The following is a 22510-nucleotide window of genomic DNA, read 5'->3' as shown; positions in this document are numbered from 1 at the left end:
AGGAACATCATGGAACACATGACCACCAACCCCGACGCCACGATCGAGGAGGACGCGTTCGCCGTCCGCCGCACGATTCGCATTGACGCCCCGCTCGACCGCGTCTGGGCAGCGGTGACGGAACCCACCCTCATCTCACTGTGGTTCGGCGAGGCCGCTCTGCAGGGTTCGGGAGTCGGCGCGGAGGGCACGCTCTCGTGGCCGGACCACGGCTCGATCCCGTTCCGCGTCGAGGCGATGGACGCGCCACGAAGCGTCACCTATCGCTGGTGCGGCGACGACTCGCTCGACGTCGTGCCCGCCACGATCGACGACGCGCACTCCACCGTGTTCACCTTCACGCTCGAAGCGATCGAGGGCGGCACGCAGCTGCACGTCCTGGAGACCGGTTTCGAGACGACCTCGGACCCCTCGGCGAACCTCACGAGCCACCGCGACGGATGGACCTCCGAGCTGGACGAACTCGTCGCCCTCCTGGAAGGGCCCGCGTGACATCCGAGACCATGATCCCCGTGTTCGCCGCGCTCGGCGACGAGACCAGGTGGAGCATTCTCGAAGCGCTCGGCGCGGGCGATGCCTCTGCATCCACCCTCGCCGAGCGCCTCCCGATCACGCGCCAGGCCATCGCGAAGCATCTCGGCATCCTCGAGGCGGTCGGCCTCGTGGAGTCCTTGCGAGTCGGGCGCGAGCTCCGCTTCCGCGTGATCGGCACGCAGCTGACCGAGACAGCCAAGCGTCTCGATGCGATCGGTAGCGAGTGGGAGCGCCGCCTCGCCGCGATCAAGCGCATCGCAGAATCACTCTGAACTTGTTCAAGTCCGCTCCAGCATGCCGCGATTCTGGCCAGAATGCGGCAACCAAGAGGCTGGCGGACGCCACTGCACGAGGGGACGCACACATGGCGAAACGCACGATGTCCGGGGCCGACCAGCCTGACACCCGATGCTTCGTCGAGGTCGCGACGCACCCGAGCATCGGGATCGAGCTCACCAGCGGCCAGGGGTGGATCGGCATCGACCAGCAGGTCGGGCACGGTTCGGCCGACGCCCTGTTCGCCCTGAGCGACGAGCAGTACGACGACGCCTTCGGGAGCATGACCTCGACCCGGCAGTTCGTGACGGAGGCCTGGCACGGGCAGCACCCCGACCGGCTGCTGTTCATGCCCGCCGGCGGACGGTGGCAGCCCGAGCGGTTCGTGCGAGCGAGCACCCGTGCGGTCCCTCCGCCGTTCGATGGCGAGATCTGGCACCACGTCGACGCGCTCGGCACCCCGGCGGACAGCCAGCTCCGTGCCGTCTCGCGCGGGCTGGCAGGCGGTTCGGCGCAGGAGCAGAGCGACTCGGAGGCTCGCGAGCGCCTGGTGTTCCGCCTCGTGGGCGACGGTGCGCACCCGCGCCCGCGCACACTGGTCGGTGGGCTGGGCCCGGGCAGCACCCGGGCCGACGTGCTGGACCGCCTCGGCCCACCCCTCGCCGGGGAGCACGACCTCCACGCAGTCGATGGCGCCCTGCTCCGTTTCACCTTCGTCGACGACGCCCTCACGGAGATCGGGCTGGAGCTCCAGGACGCTCCCTGAGCGCCGGAGATCCGCGCGAGGTGCAGGACACCCGCGGGCCGACTCTCTCCCTGCCCCGGCGCGGATCGCCTGCCCGCACACGCACGAAGAAACCCCCTCCGTCCCGCTGTTTCCAGGGGATGGAGGGGGTTGCTGGCGGTACCGGTGGGATTTGAACCCACGGTGCTCTTTCAAGCACACAACTTTTCGAGAGTTGCACCTTCGGCCGCTCGGACACGGTACCGGGATCGAGTGTAATGGGAAGATGCACGACGGCGGTGCGATCTACACGCTCGGCGCGCAGCCAGGATCCTCCAGCTCGCACAACCTCATCGAACACACAGGCGGTGCGTCACAGGGAAATCCGCTGTACACCGACCAGTCCTCCTCCGGACTCACCATCGCGGCCAACGTCATCGACGACTGCACCGGCACCCGGTGGTGGGTCTGGGGTGCCAATGCGTTCGCGTCAGGACTGACCATCGCCGACAACGTCGTCAACTCCCCAGGCATCAGCGCAGGCACGTTGAGCCGCCGCTTCCGATTTCCGGGCAGTACCGTGCGTGCCTGCGGCGATCTGGACTGGATCGCTCACGTTCACCGTGACCGCGCCGAGGACTACTCAGCCGGCGAGCAGCCGAGAGGCCCACGAGTTCCGTGCTGACGCAGCCTGACCGGCAAGCGTCGAGCCCGGGATGAGAGCATCCCAACCGTGTGTGCCACCGGGCCAGATGTGCAATTCAGCGGCGACGCCGTCACGCCACAGTCGCGAGGCGAACGCGACGGTCTCGTCGCGAAAGACCTCGGCCGATCCTGCATCGAGAAAGGTCGAGGGGAACCCCGTCAGATCTGTGGCCCGCGCGGGCGCCGCGTACGGCGAAACGTCTTCGGTTCCGCGACGGTCTCCCAGGAGCGCCGTCCAGCCGACGAGGTTGCTGCCTCGATCCCACAGCCCCATACCTTCGAACTGCCGGGTGGAGACGGTCTCGTCCCGATCATCGAGCATTGGGCACACCAACGAGAGTCCGAGAATCGGCGGGCCGCTTCGGTCTCGTGCGAGCAGGGCGACGCCTGCAGCGAGACCACCCCCGGCGCTCGCTCCGACGACGAGCAGCCTCCCGGGATCAACGCCCAGGTCACGTGCGTTCTCTGCAAGCCACAGGAGCGCGGCATAGCAGTCCTCCACGGGCACGGGGTCAGGATGCTCCGGCGCCAGCCGGTACTCGACCGTCGCAGCTACCGCGTCATGTTCGGCCACCCAAGGGGCTACCAGTGAAATACCGGTCATGCGCGTGCCCATGACCAGACCACCTCCGTGAAGGTGGAGGATCCCCGGTCCAGGGCCCGCGTGGTCGCGGCGCCGCAGGACGGTCACTTGCAGCTCAGCGCCCTCGAAGCCGGAAATGACATGTTCGATCCGTTCCAGATCGAAGCCGCTGATGTCCTCTGGTACGGAGTACTGACGCATCGTCGGAATCGAGTCGAGCGTCAGCGGCGCGAAGATCGTGCCCTCTTGCATCGTCGCGAGGGCCGCGGCGACACCGGGATCGTACGGGGGACGCAGGATCGATTCTGAGTTGCTGAGTGACGGCATTGTCTGCTCCTAATCGCTGAGGTTCTAAACGTACACTACTGCACCATTAGCGCGGGGTGCGCCACCGAACGCCGTCAATCGCTGGAATCCGCCCTCGGTCGTACGTCCTTCCGCTCCTCGCGAGCCTGCCTCAGCGCTTCAACGAAGACGCCAGGGGTGTGACGACACCACTCATCACTTCGGTACGCCCTCTCCAGAACGAAACCAGGTCACGCGCGCATGACGACTCCACCGTCGACGTTGATCACTTGGCCGGTCACCCACTCCGCGTGATCGGAGAGGAGGAACGCGACCATCGCACCGAGGTCGCGCGGTTCACCATGACGCCACGAAGGGGTCGTGGACAGGATGATGTCGGCGTACCCCTCCGGCATGGTGCGCTTCGTCTGCTCAGTCAGAACCAGGCCGGGCGCCACGCTGTTGGCTCTGACGCGGTCTTTCCCGTATTTGCGGGCAATGTGACGGGTCATTGCGCTGATGCCTGCCTTGGTGGCCTGGTAAGCGACATTCACTTCCATCCCGGCGTAGACCGCGTCGGAGATCGTGTTGACCACCGAGCCACCGCCAGCAGCGATGATGTGCGGAACGACGTGCTTGCTGGTGAGCATGTAACCAGTCAGGTTCACGTCGAGTGCGCGTTGCCATGCAGCGACGTCGATGTCGACGACGTTCGTATCCTGCGCGACGTCCTCCGGTCCGATGTTCGCCGCGACATTGAAGAGACCGTCGATGCGCCCATAGGTGCCGATCGCGAGATCGACGAGCGCCTTCACCTGCGTTTCGTCAGAGATGTCGGCGACCGTGGCGATTCCATCTCCACCGGCGTCTTTGCACGCCTGCACAGTGTGCTCCGCTGAGCTGAGGACGACATCGCTCACGACCACCGTCGCGCCACCGGCGCCAAGCAGCGATGCGGTCGCAGTTGCGATTCCTCCGGCTCCTGCGAAGACGATGACCTTGCCTGAGAGACCTTCCATGGGTGTATTCCTATCGGTTGGGGTATCGGTGAGTGACCGGCTCGGCCTCGTCGAAGGTGACGACGACTTTGCGGGCATCGGCAGGACGACCAGCGAGGTCGACTGCCGCGGCCGCCTCGGCCAGCGGGAGTACATCGCTGACGATCAGCGCGTACTTGTCGGTGTTCGCAGCGATGTCCTCGGCCACGGCGAACATCTCTCCGTCGGGATGACCCATCGAGTGCACGATGGTGAGTTCGGACGGAATGAGCATCTGGAAGTCGACCTCGATGGGCTCGTGGTAGATCGCGACGACCCCGAAGACCGCACCGAGCTTCGGCCCGGCGAACACGGTGTTGGCGACGGCTGGCACGCCTGCGGCATCGAGATAGATGTCGGTTGCAGGAAGGCCAGAGCGCCCGAACGCGTCGGTGGCCTCTCCGTGCAGCTCCACCAACCGCGTGCGCACATCCTCCGCGCTCGAGTCAATCACGGCGTCCGCGCCCAGCAGAAGGGCCGTCTTCAGCCTGCTGGGCTGAACATCGGCGACCACGACATGCGCCACGCCATAGTGCTTGAAGGCGAGCAGCGCTCCGAGTCCGACCGGGCCTGCACCGAACACGATCACACGATGCTCAGGCCGCGGACCGGTCTTGTCGACAGCACGGCGCGCGACCGCCAACGGCTCGGCCAGGGCGGCGACGTGCCAGGGAACATGGTCGGGGATAACGGAGAAGTTCTTGCCCTCCTGGGCCCCGCGCACGACGAGAACCTCACTCAGCGCCCCTTGGGGTCCACCCCCGCCGACGATCGCGTCGTCGACCTGAGTAGGGTCGATCACGATGTGGTCTCCCACTTTCACGCCGTCGACATCGCTGCCGACCTCCAGGACTTCTCCGGCCGGCTCGTGTCCGATCGCGGTCCGTGGCGCACCGGGGATCACGCCGCCGCTGTGAAGCGAATGGGGGTCCGCGCCACAGATGCCGCAGGCCTTGACCTGAACGAGCAGATCACGGGGGCCCGCGACCGGGGTCGGGACCTCCAGGATCTCCAGCATTCCCGGACCAGTGACGAAGACGCTCTTCATGGCGTGCCTCTTTCTCTTCAACGCGGGTGGCGCACGTGCAGTGGAGCGCCGACAGCGACGCCAGAGTCGCCCGCCGCCGCGTCCGCAATAAACGTACACTAATGAACGTTTATTCGTCGTGCAGTGCCGAACGGATGCCCGATCGCGCGAGCTGGGACGCTTCCCTGCAGAGCGGCCGATAGTATTCGGGCATGCCTGAGACCCGTTCCAAGCCGATGCGGCGAGATGGCGCCGAGAATCGCGAGAGCCTCCTGCGGGCGGCCCGGGAGGTGTTCGCCACTCAAGGGATCGACGTCGCACTCGAGGAAGTCGCACGCGCTGCGGGGGTCAGTCGAATGACGCTCTACCGGAATTTCTCGAGCCGAGAAGAGCTCGCTGCGAGCGTCTACGAGGAGAGCGTCGCACGCATCGAACAACGAGCGGAAGCACTGAGGGACGAGGAAGCGGGCATTGTCGGACTGCTCGACTTCGTGCTCGACATGCAGCAGGAGAACCAGATCTTCGTTGGCGCACTGTCTGGCGAGGGCCTCGAATGGCTGGAGGCGCTGTCCGAACGCACGGAGTCCAGCTTCACCCCATTGCTCGAGCGCGCCCTGAGGTCGGGCGTCGTCCACCCCGACACACAACTCTCCGACGTCATGCTGGCATTTCCCCTGTTCGCGGGCGTCTTGGACGTGCCGCGTCGAGCAGCGAGGGAGCGACAACTCCGCGACGCCCGCGCGTTGATCCACCGCGCACTGTTCGCCTGACCGGAAACTGCCAGGCAGTCTCAACCTCGGGACCCTAACATCGACTAAGCGTGCGCCAGTGCACGCTTATTCGATGGGGCCCGGACAGCGTGCCCCGACAGGGGAGCAGAGTGTTCGAGATGACCAGACCATCCGCCGGAACGGGATCACTCACTGTCGACTTCCTGATCGTGGGTTCTGGTGGCGGGGGGCTCGCGGCCGCAATCGCCGCGAAGGACGCAGGACTGGATACGTTGGTCGTCGAGAAGGAATCGGCGGTCGGCGGATCGACGGCGATGTCCGGAGGCATGCTCTGGGTGCCCGCCAACGAACTCATGACGGCCCAGGGCGTTCCGGACTCGACCGAGAACGCAATGGTCTACATGGAGTCGCTTCTCGGTGAGCCGACCCTGCCGACGAGCCTCACCCGGCGCCGGGCCTTTGTCACCGCCGGCAACGAAGTGGTGAGCCTCCTTCGCCGTGAGGGCGTTCAACTGGCGTACAGCGATGGATACAGCGACTATTTCGACACGGCACCCGGCGGTGTCGCCCGGGGGCGGTCCATCGAATCCAAGCCTTGGAACGCGAAACGACTCGGCCCATGGCGGTCCCGGGTGGTCCCGGGCATGGCCACACACATCGGGTTGGTGCTGAAGACCAACGAGATGCGATCGGTGCAGTTCTTCAATCGCGCCCTCGGGCCACTGCTCAGTGCAGTCCGGATCGGCATCCGGACATTCGGGTCCCGACTCCTGGGACAGGATCTCTGGACAAATGGAGCCGGCTTGATCGGGCAGATGCTGAATATCTGCCTCCGTGAGAACACTCCGGTGTGGACCGACTCGCCACTCGAAGAGCTCCTCGTCGAGAACGGGCGGGTCGTCGGTGCCCGCATCAAGCACCGAGGGGAACTCGTCACCGTGCGGGCGCGCCAGGGCGTGCTCCTGGCCGCCGGAGGCTTCGCACGCAACGCCCGGATGCGGCACGAGTACAGCGGAGCGATGCCGAACGACGGGCAGTGGAGCACCGCCAACCCGGGCGACACCGGGGAGGTCATGCGGATGGCGATGGCGTTGGGCGCGAAGACAGATCTGCTGGACGTTGCCTGGTGGTTGCCGTCGACGCAGACCGCGCTGGGCGTCTCCACCCTGGGGCAAGCACGACAGCGACCTGGGGCAATTCTTGTCAGCCGAAGCGGCGAACGATTCGTCAACGAATCGACGTCGATGATCGACGTCGCCAAAGCCATGTACGCGGCCAAGTCGGTGCCATGCTGGTCGATCTTCGACGACGCGTACCGGGCACGCTACTCCAGCGGGGTCGGCCTTCCAGGAGCCATGCCGAAGGAGTGGTTGAAGCGGGGTTGGGTACGACGCGCGGACTCGCTCGAGGAGCTCGCTGCGCTGATCGGCGCGGAACCGGCGACGCTTCGACGAACCGTGGACACCTTCAACGAGCACGCTCGCGAGGGCCGCGACCCGGCTTTCGGACGCGGCGCATCGAACTACGACCGGTCGATGGGAGACCCGGGCCACAAGCCGAACCCGGCCCTCGGCCCCCTCGAGAAGGGCCCGTTCTACGCGTACGAGATCTACCCCGCGGATGCGGGCACCGGCGGCGGCCTGGTCACCGACGAACATGCGCGGGTCCTCGGGGTCGACGACCTGCCCATCCCCGGTCTGTACGCAACCGGCAACACCACCGCGACGGTGCTTGGACGCTCCTACTTCGGCGCAGGGGCCAGCATCTCCTACGCCCTCGCGTTCGGCTATCTCGCAGCCCGTCATGCGGCGAATCCACACGACGCGGACTGAACACGACGGCGTTCCTCGAGGCCGGACGGAGGACGCACACTCGCCAGAGCGGGCTCGCCTGCCCGCGCACTGGAACTGAAAATCGCAATCAATTGCATAATTCGTGTTACGGTGATCCACACCGGTTCCTAGGCAGGATGGATCAACGATGACCGCTTTTCCCGACGGATTTCTCTGGGGAGCCGCAACGGCTCCCCATCAGACCGAAGGCAACAACCTCAACAGCGACTTCTGGGCGAACGAGGGCTTGATGCCCGGGATGGACTTCAGCGGAGACGCCTGCGACAGCTATCACCGTTATGCCGAGGACATGGAGTTGCTCGCTGCAGCGGGATACACCTCCTACCGATTCGGCATCGAGTGGGCACGCATCGAACCTCGACCGGGCATGATCTCGCGTGCAGAACTCGCCCACTACCGTCGGATGATCGACACCGCCGTGTCGCTCGGCCTGACGCCGGTCGTGACCCTCCACCATTTCACCAACCCGAAGTGGTTCGCCGACGAGGGCGGCTGGCTCGTCGACTCCGCGGTCGCTCGATTCGCCGCCTACGTCGATGCCGTCATCCCCATTCTCAGCGGTGTCGCATGGGTGTGCACGATGAACGAACCCAACATGCTCTCGATGATGACCGGCATGGCCCGGCTCGCCGCAGACCCGGAAGCCCGCGCTCGGTGGACGAGCCCGACGATCGACGGCGATCCCGATGCGGCACAGGCTCGACCGCAGCTCCCGCCGCCCGATGCGGAGATCGGTCGACGGCTCGTCGCCGCGCACCACGCGGTCCGAGACCGCATTCGAGAGCGGACAGGTGCTCGTGTGGGCTGGACAGTGGCGAACCGAGCCTTCGAAATCCTGCCGGGAGGCGAGTCCCGTGCCCGAGACCTCAGCTGGCAATGGGAGGACCTGTACCTCGAGGCATCCCGAGGAGACGACTTCGTCGGCGTCCAGTCCTATTCCACGCTGCAAGTGGGGCCAGATGGCCAGGTTGCGCACGAACCGCGACCGGACGACACACTCGTCGGGACACCGTTCCGGCCGGATGCAGTCGGCATCGCCGTCCGTCACTGCTGGCAGGTAACCGCCGGCGTGCCGATCCTGATCACCGAGAATGGCATCGCGACCTCCGACGACGCGCAGCGGATCGCCTACACACGAGGCGCGCTGGATGCCGTCCAGTGCGCTCTGGACGAGGGTGTCGACGTCCGTGGATACCTGCACTGGAGCCTGCTCGACAACTTCGAATGGGGCCACTGGGAACCGACCTTCGGACTCATCGCCGTCGACCGGGAGACCTTCGTCCGACGGCCGAAACCGAGCTTCGGTTGGCTGGGCGAGATCGCCCGATCCAACGGTGCAGCTCTGAGCGGTTAGGGCGAGCGTTCCACGTTCCCTCCGATCTCCAATCCATCTTCGGGCTCGCTCATGCTCGTGAGCTCGTATCTTCAGCGCAGAAACAGGATCACCATGACACTCGTCACGAACAGCTCGCCCTGGCCGGAAGGTCCCGTTGCCCCCTCCGCGGTCGCCAGCCGAGAGCCCATGCGAGCGATCCGTCGCCCGGTCGACCTCTCGCTCGACGGCGAGTGGGCCTTCCAACTGCTTCCGGCGCCGACGGCGCCGCGTCGCGACGACTGGACGACCGTGCAGGTTCCTTCGCTGTGGACGATGACGTCTTCCGACGATCGTCCCTTTTACACCAACGTCCCGATGCCGTTCGATGAGATCCCACCCGCAATCCCGAGCAGGAACCCCACAGGCGTGTACCGACGATCCGTCGAATTGTCGGAACGGCCCGGGACGCGGACCATGCTTCACGTGGGTGCTGTCGAAGGAGAGCTTCGCGTCACGATCAACGGGCATCGGTATGCTCCGGCAACCGACTCGCACCTCGAGTCCGTGTTCGACATCTCCGATGCATGCCGAGAAGGGATGAACGAATTCGAGTTCGTGGTCATCAAATGGTCGGCGGAAAGCTACCTTGAGGACCAGGACCAGTGGTGGCAATCAGGCATCGCACGATCTGTCTGGATTTCTTACGTGCCTGAGGTCCGGATCACCGACGTCGTCACCGTGGCTGAGTGGGACCATGCTCGGGGTCTCGGAAGCCTCCGCGTCGACGTCCAGACTGATGGTCTGGCTCACCGCACCGACGGCGGGTATCGAACGGTCGTGCGCATCGGAGACGACGAGCACGACGGCGTCGTGTCGCCGCGAGTGGCCGCGCCCACGTTGCCGAAACCGGCCCGCGGAAGGAACGAACGGCCTGTCCAGACGCTGCCGGACGACTTCATGGACCTCCTCAGCATCCGGGCGGCGAGCGCCCCGATCCCGCCCGAGTTCCGCGCCATCCCTGATCTCGCAACCATGACGATGCCGACGTTCGGCATCGCCGGTACGGCGGTCGTCGAGAGAGCGGACCTCGCTGTCCGACCGTGGTCGCCTGAGACTCCCGAACTGTACGACCTCTCCGTCTCCCTCATCGACCCGACTGGCACAGAGATCGATCGAGTCGGCCTTCGAGTGGGCTTCCGGACCGTGCGGATCGTCGGGACGGATCTCCTCATCAATGGCCGAAGAGTCCTCTTCCAGGGCGTGAACAGACACGACATCGACCACCGCACTGGTCGGGTGGTGAGCCGAGACCGGATGCTCCGGGAGCTGTCACTGCTGAAACGCTGCAACGTGAATGCCATCCGTGCCTCGCACTACCCGAACGACCCTCACTTCCTCGACCTCTGCGACGAGATCGGGTTCCTTGTGGTGGATGAAGCCGATGTGGAGTCGCATGCCTTCGCGTCATCGCTCGCACATGATCCGCGCTACCTGCTCCCGATCATGGAGCGCGTCTCGCGGATGGTCCTCCGCGACCGGAACCACCCGTGCGTCGTGTCCTGGTCACTTGGCAACGAATCCGGGCACGCTCCCGTGCATGAGGCCGCAGCAGCCTGGGTCCGAGCGACTGATCCCACACGCCCGGTCCAGTATGAAGGGGCGGTCGGAACCGACTGGCACGCCGGCCATGCGTCGACCGACCTCGTCGTCCCGATGTACCCCTCGTTTGCAGCGCTCGAAGGGTATGCGATGGATGAGCGCACGGACCGCCCGTTGATCACCTGCGAGTACGCCTACTCCCAGGGCAACTCCACGGGCGGGCTCGCCGAGTACTGGCGTCTCTTCGAATCCCTCCCCGCCTTGCAAGGAGGATTCATCTGGGAGTTCACCGATCATGCACTGGACGTCGACGGTGACGGTCGCCTGCGATACGGCGGCGACTTCGATGATGCCGGACAGAGCGGTGCGACCATGCTCAACGGCATCGCCTTCTCTGACGCAGCACCGAAGCCGGCCATGTTCGAGATGCGCGGGATCTTTAGTCCGATCCGGATCACCTCTGGCCCCGAAGACGTCATGCAGGGTCGGCTACGGGTGCGGAGCCGGCGGGCCTTCTCCGGGCTTGATGACCTCGAACTGTCCGTCCGCGTCGACACACGCCGCGGAGCCGGCCAAGAGACACCGATCAAGCTCGATCTCGCCCCGGGCTCGGAACGCAGCATCGACCTGCCGGTGGAGATCGTCCAGCATCTGACCGATCCGGGCGTCCTCGCTGTCACCTTGACCGCGCGGACCGCCACCAGCACCATTTGGGCACCGGCCGGCACGGAAGTCGCCGTCCAGCAGGTGGTGCTCCCACGAGCACCGCTCTCGCTGCCGATCGGCGGACCGGCACGGGTCGCCGCCGATGGGTCCATCCGACACCCGCTCCTCACCAGCCCTCCGCGGTTGAGCCTCTGGCGCGCCTTGACCGACAACGATGCCTCGTTCGCTCTCGACAAGCGTTTCGTCCGGTCGGGCTTCTTCGCCCTCACGCCGTCCACCGTCGATGCGGAGGCGGAGGGCGATGCGACCGTCGTCACCATCCGTTACGCGACCGCCTGGGGCGAGGAGATCGTCCACCGCCGCCGGATCAGCGCAGCCGACGGGGAGTACCGTTTCGACGAAGACGTCTCCCTTCCTCATGGAACACGGGACGGCCTGCGCGTCGGCGTTGAATTCGAACTCAGCGACGGGTTCACCGATGCCGCCTGGACGGGGCTTGGTCCATGGGAGAACTATCCGGATCGGAGCGACTCGGCTCTGCTGGGTCGCTGGACGAGTCCCGTCGACGACCTTGCCACGCCCTACCTCATCCCGCAGGAGAACGGCACTCGCGGAGGCGTCGATGAGCTGGAGCTCTTCGGATCCGCCGGGCGGGTGCGCGTGCAGTCGGCGACGACGCTGCACGTGAACGTCTCCCGGTACACCACTGAGGAGCTCGAAGAGGCGACGCACTGGTGGAAGCTTCCTGCGAGCTCCCGCACGATCGTGCATCTAGACATCGCCCACCGCGGCGTCGGAACCGCACTGCTCGGGCCGGACACTCGACCCGTCCACCGCCTCAACGGAGACCACTACGCATGGAGCTGGAGCCTCGCTCTGGCCCCGGAGAACTGAGGAGCACCATGCTCAAGCCCCAAGCCACCCCGACCCGCGACCTGATCAACCTCGACGGCACCTGGCGTTTCGCAGTTGACACGCACGACCTCGTCGCCCCTTGGGAGCGGGTTCTCCCGGGGCGCCTCGAGGCGGCCGTGCCGGCGAGCTACAACGACCAGTTCGTCGATCCCGCGATCCGTGGCCACGTCGGTGTCGTCTGGTACCAGCGCACCGTCTTCGTGCCGCGCGGATGGGGCGGGGAACGGATCGTCCTGCGCATCGACGCCGCAACCCACGCGGGGTCCGTGTACGTCGAGGATCGTCTCGTCGCAGAACATGTCGGCGGCTACACCCCGTTCGAGGCCGATCTGACCGACATCGTCACACCGGGTGAAGCGGTTCGACTGACCATCGGCGTTGACAACCGCCTGACGAATGTCACGATTCCCCCGGGGACGGTCACCACGGGCCCCGACGGTATTCAGCGGCAGTCCTATCTCCATGACTTCTACAACTATGCCGGACTCGCGCGATCGGTCTGGATGTACTCCACCCCCCGCCGTTTCGTCCGAGACATCGCGATCACGACGGAGCTGATCGGTTCTTCCGCACTCGTCGATTTCACCATCGACGCGATGGGTTCCGGCGAGGTCTCGGTGCACCTCACCGACGAGGCGGGCGCCGTTGTCGCCCGCGCAGACGGGGCGTCGGGATCCCTGAGCGTGTCGGACGTGCACCTCTGGCAGCCCGGAGCGGCGTACCTCTACGATCTGACCGTCGAGTTGACCGACGACGAGGATCTCGTCGACAGCTTCAGCATTCCTGTCGGGGTGCGCACCGTCGAGGTCAGAGGAAACCAGTTCCTGATCAACGGGCAGCCCTTCTATTTCACCGGCTTCGGCAAGCATGAGGACACCGCCATCCGCGGGAAGGGGCACGATCCGGCCTACCTCGTCCACGACTTCCAGCTGCTCGACTGGATCGGGGCGAACTCGTTCCGAACCTCCCACTATCCGTATGCGGAGGAAGTGCTCGAGTTCGCCGACCGACACGGCATCGTCGTCATCGACGAAACGGCGGCAGTCGGGCTCAACCTCGGCGTCATGGGCGGCCTGACCGGCTCACCGGCGATCCCCACCTTCGGGCCTGACGGTTGCAACGATGAAACCCAGGCGGCTCACGCCCAACACATCAGGGAACTGATCGCTCGAGACAAGAACCATCCGAGCGTCGTCATGTGGTGCATCGCCAACGAGCCGGCGACGAACGAGGAGGGCGCCAGGGAGTACTTCGCTCCACTGATCGACCTCGCGCGCGAACTCGATTCGACCAGACCGATCACGATTGCAGAAGTCATGTTCGCGACCTTCGAGAACGATCGGGTGGCGGACCTCCTGGACGTCATCAGTCTGAACCGGTACTACGGCTGGTACGTCGCCGTCGGAGACCTGCAGACGGCCGAGCAGTACCTCGAACACGATCTTCGGGGGTGGTCGGAGAAGTTCGGGAAGCCGATCATGATGGCGGAGTACGGCGTCGACACGCTTCCGGGCGCCCATTCGGTCTGGGACGTCCCCTGGACCGAGGAGTACCAGCGCGACTATCTCTCGATGCATCACCGCGTGTTCGATCGCAATCCATCATTTGTCGGCGAACAGGTGTGGAACTTCGCGGACTTCCAGACGACGGTGGGGATACATCGGGTGGAGGGGAACCGGAAGGGCATCTTCTCGCGCGACCGCAAACCCAAGGGCGCGGCGCATTCGCTCCGCGAGCGGTGGAAGCGGATCGGGAATCGCAAACCGACCCCTCCGACGGACGCGTGATGCGACGGGCGCGGTGCCGGGCATGACACCGGAGGAAACGAGCGGTCGTCTTTCGACCGAAGCAGCGACGAGCATGTCGGTCGATCCGATGATCGCTGCACAAGGAAGCGTCGACCCTGGCGACCCCTCGACGATCGCTGATGACGGTGTCGATCGCGAATCGCGAGCCCCCTGGCACACGATCCTTCTGCTGGTCGTCGCCTCGTTCGGCTCAGGAATCGCCCTGATCGTTCCGATGGTGTTCTCCATGGCTGTCAGGCTCACCGAACTCGCTCCAGACAGCGAGCAGGTGCTCGGCTTCATCCTCGGAGCCGGAGCCGTGTGCTCGCTCGTCGCCGCACCGCTGACCGGAATCGTCAGCGACCGGACCAGGACACGGTGGGGCCGACGCAAGCCGTTCGCCGTGCTGGGAATCGTGATCGGACTCGCGGCGGTGCCGGTGTTCGCCTTCGGCCCCAACCTGGTCGTCCTCGGGCTCGGATGGATGCTCACCTCCGTGGCTTGGGGGACCACGGGGGCATCCATCGGCAATCTGCTCGCCGACAGGCTGCCGGAACGACAGCGCGGCCAGGTCTCCGGCCTGGTGAATCTCGCCGGCCAGGTCTCGCCGGTTCTCGGCATCCTCGTCGCCGGACAGTTCGCTGACGACTCGGTCCTGCTCTTCCTGATTCCAGCAGCAATCGGTGCCGCGCTCGTCGGGATGTTCGTCGTCTTCGTCCACGAGCCTGACTCACGGGACATGCAACTCGGCGAGCCGCTCACCGTCGCCCGATTCATCAGGAGTCTCGCGTTCCACCCGCGGCAACATCCACGATTCGCCTGGGTGCTGAGCGGCCGGTTCTTCTTCTTCTTCGGACTCTCGCTCACCGTCGCGTATGGAACGTACTTCTACGCTCAGCGGCTCGGTGTCTCTGTCACGGAGGTGTCAACGGTCATGGCTGCCATCTCCGCCTTGGGCATCGTCTCCGCGTCGCTCGGAGCGCTTGGGGCAGGCTGGTTGTCCGACCGCGTCGGCACCCGACGCGGCTGGGTCGCCGCATCTGCGATCGTCTTCGCCGCTGGCAGCGCGGTGTCCGCATTCGCCTGGACCTTCCCGATGTTGATCGTCGGTGCGCTGGTCACGAACCTCGGCATCGCCGCCTTCGGGTCCGCCGGCCAAGCACTCGTGCTCGACGTGTTGCCCTACCGCTCCACGCAAGCGGGCCGGTTCCTGGCGATCGCTTCGTTCTCCCAGCGGATCCCGAGCGCGGTCGCTCCCCTCGTTGCGCCGCTCCTGCTCGGACTCGCCGCCTCACGGGAGTCCCAGTACGTCGTCCTCTACCTCGCGTCGGCAGCCCTCGCACTGGTCGGCGGAGCCGTGCCCCTCTTCCTCGGGAGACGTCCACGATGAGGGCCTCACCCACCACGGCCGACCTCCCTCTGACCATCCGTCGGCGAGGACAACGTGAGCCGTATGCTGAAAACGGCAGGAAAATGCTGAATTCACGCGAGGAGACGACTTCTATCATGACAGCAGCGACAGTCCGGGGCCCGTACGCCAAATCTGCCCGTGTCAGGGAAGTCATCGTGGTCGCTTCCTTGGAAGCGTTCGCCGCAAACGGGTTTCAGGCCACGACGATGGCAGAGGTGGCGCGCCGCGCCGGCGTCAGTCACAACGGTCTCCTGCACCACTTCCCCACGAAAGAGGACCTCCTCCTCGCAGTGATCACGCTTCGGGATCTGCAGATCGCCGACGCGATCGGCGCCGTCGGCGAGCATGGGAACGATCCGCGCGAGATCCTCCGTCGCGCGACGCGCAGCATCGGGTCACCCTCGGTGGAACTGCTCGAGCTCGACGCCGTCCTGTCCGGTGAGGCGTCCGTGGCCGACCACCCGGCCCACGCTGCCCTGGCGGAGCGCTTCGCCGGAATCCGTTCGTTCTACACCCGGCTTCTCGCACAGCTCCGCGACGACGACCGTCTGCTGGTCGACGTGGAACCCGCCCAACTCGCAACGATCCTGCTGGCCACAGCCGACGGCCTCCGACACAAGTGGCTGTTCGACAAGAACGGGTTCGACGTGGGTGTGGCCGTTGACACGTTCCTGGACATGATCATCAGCCCGGGAAAGCCGGCAGAAGCCGCGACGCTCCCGTCGCAGACTGAATAGACGCCAGGAGGCTCGAGTGCCACAGAAGGACGAGACGCCCGAGGACGCGAAGATCGGAAAGAAGGCTCCTCCGACGATCTACGACGTCGCGACAGAAGCCGGAGTGAGTGCATCGACAGTTTCGCGCGCGCTCAACCGACCTGGGCGGCTCAACATCCGGACGGAGGAGCGGGTTCGGCTCGTCGCCGAGGCGCTTGGATACCGGACGAACCCGATCGCACGTGCGCTCCCGACCGGCCGCATAGGCACGCTGGCCCTGGTCCTGTCCGACATCACGAACCCGGTGTACTTCGACCTGATCCGGAGCGCGGAACAGGCGGCGGCCCGTCGCGGCAACACTCTGGTCGTCGCTGAATCACAAGAGTCCCCGGCCACCGAGCTCGAAACCGCAGAACGCCTCCAACCGTCAGTGGACGGCCTCATCCTGGTCGCTTCCCGCCTGACGGACACCGACATCGTCGAACTGAACGAACTCAAGCCGGTGATCCTGGTGAATCGGGAGGTACCTGGAATCCCCTCGGTGATCCCCGACGTACGGCCCGGCATGCGAGACGCGCTCGCCCACCTCGTCGCACTCGGGCACAGATCGATCGCGTACGTCTCCGGACCGCGCACCTCGTGGATGAGTTCGCACCGATGGACGGTCCTGCGGGCCCTCACCATCGCCGCGGGACTGCCGCTCCGCGAGATCGGGCCGGCCGCTCCCACGCTGGACGGCGGCGCCGAACTCCTGCAACGCATCGTGACGGCGGAAGCCACCGCAGTCATGACCTACAACGACCTGATGGCGCTCGGACTGCTCAGAGCCGCCCAGGCGCAGGGGCTGGCGATACCGGGCCGCCTCAGTGTGGTGGGCTTCGACGACATCTTCGGCGCGGATCTCACGACGCCCGCGCTCTCTACGATCCGCAGTCCGCTCACGGAACTCGGCGCGCACGCGGTCGAATTGTTCTGTGAACCCACCCGTCTGACAGTCGAAGGCCCCGCTCTCGGAACCCGGTTCATCCCTCGGCAATCCACCGGCGCACCCGATTGATCCGCCGCGCGTCCTGCAGTTCGGCTCGACGTCCCGGGTAGGAGTACGGCCGGTCGACTTCGGATCCGATCTCCGTATCTCCACCGGCGCGTTCGCCGAGGACGACCTCGACCGCGTCCGTCTCCGAACGCATTGACGACTCCAGACGCCGCGTGTGGTCTCGATCGCGGCTCCACGAACGCGTGGGGGCTTGCGTTTCCAGAAGTTGCCAAATCCAAATTGGCAATCGCTTGTCAAATTCAGCGAGAGTGGCTTTACTGGAGCCAGACGAGCACACCACCCCGGTTACCCGACCGACAGCGACCTTCTTGCTCCTCACCGCACCGCTTCACCACTGGACTGACAAAGGAGTTAGACAATGACCCGTACCCGGATCGACAAACGAGCAGACCCGGACCGCCTCCCCTTCGGAAAACTGTTTGCGTGGGCAGGCGCTGGAATCTCCGCAGGCGCGAACTTCATCGTTCTCGGATACATGGCCATCTACGCCACGGATACGCTGGGCATCCCCGCCGCGATGGTCGGTGTGATCATCCTCGTCAGCAGCCTGTGCAACATCGCCGGTGGGCTGTTGGCTTCGTGGATCATCGACCGGAGCCCCGAGACACGGTGGGGGAAGGCTCGACCCTACGAATTCGCCGTCATCGGTGTGTGGCTTGCCACCTGGGCCCTGTTCTCGACGCCAGCATCGCTCGACATCTCCGGACGGACGATCTGGGTCTTCACGACCTTCCTCGCGATCAACGTCCTCTTCGACACGCTCCTGCGCTCGAACGACACCCTCTACATGGCACGCGCGTTCGCCAACCGCCGTGTCTACGCCAAGGTGTACACCCGGGCCGGTATCTTCACCACGATCGCGGGGATCGCCCTGACGATCGCCCTCCCGATCGGCCTCAACTGGGCCGACAAGGATCCAGCGCGCTGGTCCATCGTGATGCTCTGTGTCGCGGTCCCCTTGGGAATCCTCGGCATGACGCGCTTCATTTTCGTCAAGGAGGAGTTCAAGACTGCAGACACCGGTGCGCCGCCGATCAAGATCGGTGATCTGATCTCGACGCTCCGCGCGGGCAAATGGATCTGGCTCATTGCAGGGCTCTATTTCCTCAATAGCGGCATCAACGGCGCCAACATGATCTCCTACTACTTCCGATATGTCGTCGGCAATCTCGCACTACAGGGAGCCGTCGCAGGTGCAGCCGTGCTGATCCTGCCCCTCATCCTGCTGTTCCCGCGACTCATGAAGCGATTCGCCATCTCGCAGATCATGATCGCCGGCTGCATGATCGGCCTCATCGGCGCCGGGTTCTATCTGTTCGCCAATGGCAGCCTGATCCTCCTGGGTGTCGGCGCACTCCTCGGCGGCTTCGCAGCGCTCCCCCTCAGCTATCTGGGTGGCGTGATGATCCTCGACGTGTGCGCGTTCAACGAGTGGAAGGGAAAGCGACGCCTGGAAAGCACCATGGGCGCGTTGACAGGCGTCATGGGTCGCGTTGGAATCGGCGCAGCAGGCCTCCTCGTGGGCGCGAGCCTCAGCGCAACGGGATACGACGGCACCCTCGACGTCCAGCCTGCATCGGCGAACACCGCTATCGTCGGACTCTTTGCTGGCATCCCAGCGCTCGTCTACCTCGGCATCATCGTCCTCATGATCTTCTACTCCAAATTCGACCTGAAGATACTGCCGGTCGTGAACGCCGACTTGGACGCGCGGCGTGCTGCGGCCGATCCCGAAGCGCTGACACGGGCAGAAGAGGACGCCGCCGTCCCTCTCACCACCCCAGCGTCGATCCCCGGCGAGCAAGCCGCACCTCCGCGCGACGTGCAATGAACGCAACGCCGTCAACCTCGCACGGCGTATGAACGCATCTCGCGCGGTTCGAGCGGTCACAGAAATCTCCGTCCGGCCCCGAACAGCACGATCGAACACGGCCGCTGGTCATGCCGATGCCGCATCCACTGGGCCGGGTGAACGCGAGGCGTCTGCAGAACTGATCCAGAGCGCGACGAATCCGCTCCTCGATGCGAGACGACCGTTGGCTAGAGCTCTCGATGCACGCAACTCGAGCAGAACTCGGGGTTGGTCGGGCACGTGTCTGAGCGCAATCGCTCCCCGAACGTCGGTGAAGCGGCTTGCACATGTTGCCGCAGCGGCACAGCTGGACGCCGTAGCACGGAGAGAAGCCCCCTACTTCCCAGGGGTTTGCAGGGATGTAGGGGGCTTCATCATGGCGGTACCGGTGGGATTTGAACCCACGGTGCTCTTTCAAGCACACAACTTTTCGAGAGTTGCACCTTCGGCCGCTCGGACACGGTACCGGGGTCGAGTGTAATAGAAGTCCGGCCATGACGCGAATTGGGCCTGCTCGTTCTCCACAGGCCGCGACAGCGGGCGGCAGGTGTCGGACGCCACGCCTAGGCTAACCGCATGGCCAAGGTTTCCTCCCCCGCATTCCGCTGCACCGAATGCGGCTGGACCACCGCGAAGTGGGCCGGTCGCTGCGGCGAATGCCAGCAGTGGGGAACGGTCGTGGAGGCCACCGCGCCGACGGGTGTGCTGGGCAAACTGACGCCGATCCGCGCATCCGACGAGCGGGCGGCACGCCCTATCACCCAGGCACTCGCCACCGAGGCACCTCGGTGGTCGAGCGGCATCGCCGAGTTCGACCGCGTGCTTGGCGGCGGCATCGTGCCCGGCGCCGCCATCCTGCTGTCGGGCGAGCCCGGTGTCGGCAAGTCCACGCTGCTGCTCGAGGTCGCGTCCCGCGCAGCACAGACCGGCGCGCGCGTGCTGTATGTGAGCGCCGAGGAGTCGGTCAGCCAGGTCCGCCTCCGCGCCGAGCGCACGGGCGCCCTCCACGACGACCTCTACCTCGCTGCCGAGACCGACCTCGCCACCGTCCTCGGCCACATCGAGCAGGTCGACCCGCAGCTCCTCATCGTCGACTCCGTGCAGACGCTCTCCTCCTCGCAGTCGGACGGTCTCGCCGGTCAGCCGGGGCAGGTGCGGGAGGTCTCCGCCGTCCTCACCCGCATCGCGAAGGAGCGCGACCTCCCCATCCTGCTGGTCGGCCACGTCACGAAAGACGGCTCGATCGCAGGCCCCCGGCTCCTCGAACACCTCGTCGACGTCGTCTGCCAGTTCGAAGGCGACCGATTCACGGCACTGCGCTTCCTCCGCACGCTCAAGAACCGCTTCGGCGCGACGGACGAGGTCGGCTGCTTCGAGATGACGGGCGACGGCATCGCCGAGGTCCCCGACCCCAGCGCGCTGTTCCTCAGCCGCGCGACGAACGTCGCCGGCACCTGCGTCACCATTGCGATGGAGGGGCGACGAGCCCTTCCGGTGGAGGTGCAGGCGCTCCTCGACAAGACGACCGCCCCCAACCCGCGCCGTGTCACCGGCGGCGTCGAGGCCTCACGCGTCTCGATGATCCTCGCGGTCCTGCAGGGCCGGCTCAACTACGACTTCAGCGGTTACGACGTGTACGTCTCGACCGTCGGCGGCGTGAAACTCACCGAACCGGCGGCCGATCTCGCCATCGCGCTCGCCCTGGTGTCTGCCTTCCGCGACCTCTCGATCCCCCACGACCTCGCAGCGTACGGCGAGATCAGCCTGGGCGGCGAAGTCCGGCCGGTCAGCGTCGCGAAGCAACGAGGCTCCGAGGCGACGAGACTCGGCTACAAGACGCTGCTGCACGCCGAGGCGAGCGCCGACCTCTCCATCGTTCTCGGCATGGCGAAACGTGCTGCGGCGCGCGCGACCCCCGTCGTCCGAGCCGCAGAAATCGAACCGGCGTTCTAAGGAGCGGACCCGGCGGCCCGATCCCCTGTCCGACCGCCTGTCTGACCGTCGCCGTGCGCACAACTCCTGCGGAACGCGGAGCGGTGGCCCGCCGAGGCGCAGAGGTGCGCCCGGCACCGCGGAATCGCAGGAGTTGTGCGCTCGGTGACGACGCACGAACCGGCGGGTTGGGTCCTACTCGGCCGCTGGAGGCTCGATCTTCAGCACCCGCAGCAGCTCCTCCGGGGACGCCTGCAACGACGACGGGCCGGCGACGTCGAACAGCACCGTCTCGATGTCGTCGCCGTACGTCCGCAGGAAGCTCGCCAACCACGCGCCGTCGTGCAGCCCGACGTACGGCGGCAGGGACGACGGCTTGTTCTTCGCGTCGGAGAACAGCAGGAGCGCCAACCGCGCCGTCTCGGGCTGGCGGAACATCCACACCTCGCCGGTCTCCGTCGGCTTGTCGGGGTTGCCGGGCTTCATGAGCGGTACGACGAACCGACCGTTCCGCAGTGCGTACGCGACCGCGACCATGTCGCCTGTGGCGAGCGCATCGGCCAGCGCCTGGGATCGGAACTCGGGACGTCTCTGCTTCGCCATGTCCCTATTCTCGCAGCTCCATCCAGTCGCTCCCCATCACAACTCCTGCAGCAGACCGGCAGGATCGGCGCGGCGAACCGCCGATTCGGGGCTCGCGGCGTGCCAGGCGGCGATCAGCAGGAGTTGTGGACGCGGGCCGGTCGCTCAGGCTCAGTTGAGGAGGAACTGCGTGCTGTCGGAGGAGGCGAAGCCGCCGATGGAGGTGTTCAGGTGGTACGAGGCGCCTCCCGCGGGGACCGGATCGCGCGCTGCGTCACAGGTGTCGGGCGCCGAACGCGTGCGATCCCAGGTGATGGGCGGGTTGGAGGCAACGGTCTTCCCCGGCTCGAGCAGCACCTGCTGGTCGCTCGGCGCGGTCTGGCAGTCGGTCGACGTCCAGTACGGTTCGTCGCCGCTCGACACCGTGAACACCTGCTGGCTCGTGCCGGCGTTCATGGTGCACGCAGCCGACCCCGTGTTCGTGACGCTCAAGGACAGCTGCGGCAGCTCCCCCGCAGCGAAGCTCGTGCCGTTCACGATCGCTTCCACGGTGATCTGGTCCGCGGTGCAGGCTGCGGCAGCACCGGGGTCGGTGGTCGCAGCTTCGTCGATCGGCGGCGTCGTCGCGGCCGGCGCCTCGCCGGACGACTCACTGGGCGTCGACGACGGGGTCGACGATGGCGAGGCAGCGGTCGGGGTCCCCCCGGACCGCGACGTGATGGACACGATCAGGACGATCACGAGGACGATCACGGCCAGCAGCGCACCGAACACGACCAACCGACGACGCCGGTAGACCGAAGCCGGCAGCGGTCCGCGGGGATTCGTGGGACTCGACATGGTGACAGATTAAGCGGGGAACCCCGAAAACCCCCGATGCCCCGCCGTCGGTACGGACCGTGGTCCGACCGATGACGGGGCAT

Annotated in this window: 19 protein-coding genes, 2 tRNA genes and 1 pseudogene; 15 read left to right on the top strand and 7 right to left on the bottom strand. The window is 66.0% G+C overall.

What is annotated here, in order from left to right:
• Positions 1-9 precede the first annotated feature (9 nt).
• From KXS11_RS00570 to KXS11_RS00560, 3 genes are all read left to right on the top strand, one after another.
• Complete coding sequence (locus KXS11_RS00570; RefSeq protein WP_437383490.1) at positions 10-492, top strand: SRPBCC domain-containing protein; 483 nt, start codon at positions 10-12, stop codon at positions 490-492.
• Positions 489-806, top strand: a complete 318-nt coding sequence (locus tag KXS11_RS00565) for an ArsR/SmtB family transcription factor (protein WP_437383488.1) — start codon at positions 489-491, stop codon at positions 804-806. The genes KXS11_RS00570 and KXS11_RS00565 overlap by 4 nt, the downstream gene beginning before the upstream one ends.
• Positions 807-898: 92 nt before the next feature.
• Positions 899-1576: a hypothetical protein gene (locus tag KXS11_RS00560; protein WP_437383486.1), complete on the top strand. Its 678-nt coding sequence runs from the start codon at positions 899-901 to the stop codon at positions 1574-1576.
• A 133-nt stretch (positions 1577-1709) separates the two neighbouring features.
• Here KXS11_RS00560 and KXS11_RS00555 read toward each other — a convergent pair.
• Positions 1710-1799 (bottom strand) — tRNA-Ser (locus tag KXS11_RS00555).
• Between the two features lie 21 nt (positions 1800-1820).
• Between KXS11_RS00555 and KXS11_RS00550 the strand changes: the two genes are divergently transcribed.
• Entirely contained in the window at positions 1821-2219 is a 399-nt protein-coding gene (locus tag KXS11_RS00550) for a hypothetical protein (protein WP_437383485.1), read from the top strand.
• Here the strand turns inward: KXS11_RS00550 and KXS11_RS00545 are convergent.
• The 3 genes from KXS11_RS00545 to KXS11_RS00535 all read right to left on the bottom strand — a co-directional run bounded on the left by KXS11_RS00545 (position 2178) and on the right by KXS11_RS00535 (position 5192).
• On the bottom strand, positions 2178-3074 hold the full coding sequence (locus KXS11_RS00545) for an alpha/beta hydrolase (protein WP_437383483.1): 897 nt from the start codon (positions 3072-3074) through the stop codon (positions 2178-2180). The two genes, KXS11_RS00550 and KXS11_RS00545, sit on opposite strands and share 42 nt — an antisense overlap.
• A gap of 284 nt (positions 3075-3358) precedes the next feature.
• Positions 3359-4126: an SDR family NAD(P)-dependent oxidoreductase gene (locus tag KXS11_RS00540; protein WP_437384115.1), complete on the bottom strand. Its 768-nt coding sequence runs from the start codon at positions 4124-4126 to the stop codon at positions 3359-3361.
• A gap of 10 nt (positions 4127-4136) precedes the next feature.
• Positions 4137-5192 (bottom strand): zinc-dependent alcohol dehydrogenase, encoded by a 1056-nt coding sequence (locus KXS11_RS00535; RefSeq protein ID WP_437383481.1) that lies wholly within the window; start codon positions 5190-5192, stop codon positions 4137-4139.
• A gap of 191 nt (positions 5193-5383) precedes the next feature.
• On the opposite strand from KXS11_RS00535, the gene KXS11_RS00530 reads away from it, so the two are divergent.
• From KXS11_RS00530 to KXS11_RS00485, 10 genes and pseudogenes are all read left to right on the top strand, one after another.
• A complete protein-coding gene (locus tag KXS11_RS00530) occupies positions 5384-5941 on the top strand; it encodes a TetR/AcrR family transcriptional regulator (RefSeq protein ID WP_437383479.1) in 558 nt (185 codons plus the stop codon).
• A 119-nt stretch (positions 5942-6060) separates the two neighbouring features.
• A complete protein-coding gene (locus tag KXS11_RS00525) occupies positions 6061-7734 on the top strand; it encodes an FAD-dependent oxidoreductase (protein ID WP_437383478.1) in 1674 nt (557 codons plus the stop codon).
• A 148-nt stretch (positions 7735-7882) separates the two neighbouring features.
• The gene (locus KXS11_RS00520; RefSeq protein WP_437383476.1) at positions 7883-9109 is read left to right on the top strand and encodes a family 1 glycosylhydrolase; all 1227 of its coding nucleotides are present in this window, start codon (positions 7883-7885) and stop codon (positions 9107-9109) included.
• A 51-nt stretch (positions 9110-9160) separates the two neighbouring features.
• Positions 9161-9757 (top strand): annotated as a pseudogene (locus tag KXS11_RS00515) (sugar-binding domain-containing protein); the annotation flags it as partial.
• 18 nt (positions 9758-9775) lie between these two features.
• Positions 9776-12229: a glycoside hydrolase family 2 TIM barrel-domain containing protein gene (locus KXS11_RS00510; RefSeq protein ID WP_437384114.1), complete on the top strand. Its 2454-nt coding sequence runs from the start codon at positions 9776-9778 to the stop codon at positions 12227-12229.
• 8 nt (positions 12230-12237) lie between these two features.
• Positions 12238-14037, top strand: a complete 1800-nt coding sequence (uidA, locus tag KXS11_RS00505; RefSeq protein ID WP_437383474.1) for a beta-glucuronidase — start codon at positions 12238-12240, stop codon at positions 14035-14037.
• Positions 14038-14110: 73 nt separating this feature from the next.
• Positions 14111-15427, top strand: a complete 1317-nt coding sequence (locus KXS11_RS00500) for an MFS transporter (protein WP_437383472.1) — start codon at positions 14111-14113, stop codon at positions 15425-15427.
• Complete coding sequence (locus tag KXS11_RS00495) at positions 15424-16185, top strand: TetR/AcrR family transcriptional regulator (RefSeq protein ID WP_437383470.1); 762 nt, start codon at positions 15424-15426, stop codon at positions 16183-16185. The genes KXS11_RS00500 and KXS11_RS00495 overlap by 4 nt, the downstream gene beginning before the upstream one ends.
• Before the next feature lie 16 nt (positions 16186-16201).
• Positions 16202-17221 (top strand): LacI family DNA-binding transcriptional regulator, encoded by a 1020-nt coding sequence (locus KXS11_RS00490; protein ID WP_437383468.1) that lies wholly within the window; start codon positions 16202-16204, stop codon positions 17219-17221.
• 358 nt (positions 17222-17579) lie between these two features.
• Positions 17580-19052 (top strand): MFS transporter, encoded by a 1473-nt coding sequence (locus tag KXS11_RS00485; protein WP_437383467.1) that lies wholly within the window; start codon positions 17580-17582, stop codon positions 19050-19052.
• Positions 19053-19450: 398 nt separating this feature from the next.
• Here the strand turns inward: KXS11_RS00485 and KXS11_RS00480 are convergent.
• Positions 19451-19540: transfer RNA gene (locus KXS11_RS00480), tRNA-Ser, on the bottom strand.
• A 109-nt stretch (positions 19541-19649) separates the two neighbouring features.
• Between KXS11_RS00480 and radA the strand changes: the two genes are divergently transcribed.
• The gene (gene radA / locus KXS11_RS00475; protein ID WP_437383465.1) at positions 19650-21026 is read left to right on the top strand and encodes a DNA repair protein RadA; all 1377 of its coding nucleotides are present in this window, start codon (positions 19650-19652) and stop codon (positions 21024-21026) included.
• A 174-nt stretch (positions 21027-21200) separates the two neighbouring features.
• On the opposite strand, the gene KXS11_RS00470 is transcribed toward radA, so the two are convergent.
• Entirely contained in the window at positions 21201-21608 is a 408-nt protein-coding gene (locus tag KXS11_RS00470; protein WP_437383463.1) for an SseB family protein, read from the bottom strand.
• 150 nt (positions 21609-21758) lie between these two features.
• Entirely contained in the window at positions 21759-22427 is a 669-nt protein-coding gene (locus tag KXS11_RS00465) for a hypothetical protein (RefSeq protein ID WP_437383461.1), read from the bottom strand.
• Positions 22428-22510: the final 83 nt, after the last annotated feature.

It is taken from the genome of Plantibacter flavus (assembly GCF_051487245.1).
GTDB lineage: Bacteria > Actinomycetota > Actinomycetes > Actinomycetales > Microbacteriaceae > Plantibacter > Plantibacter flavus_B.
This window is presented reverse-complemented; position numbering and strand designations above follow the sequence as displayed.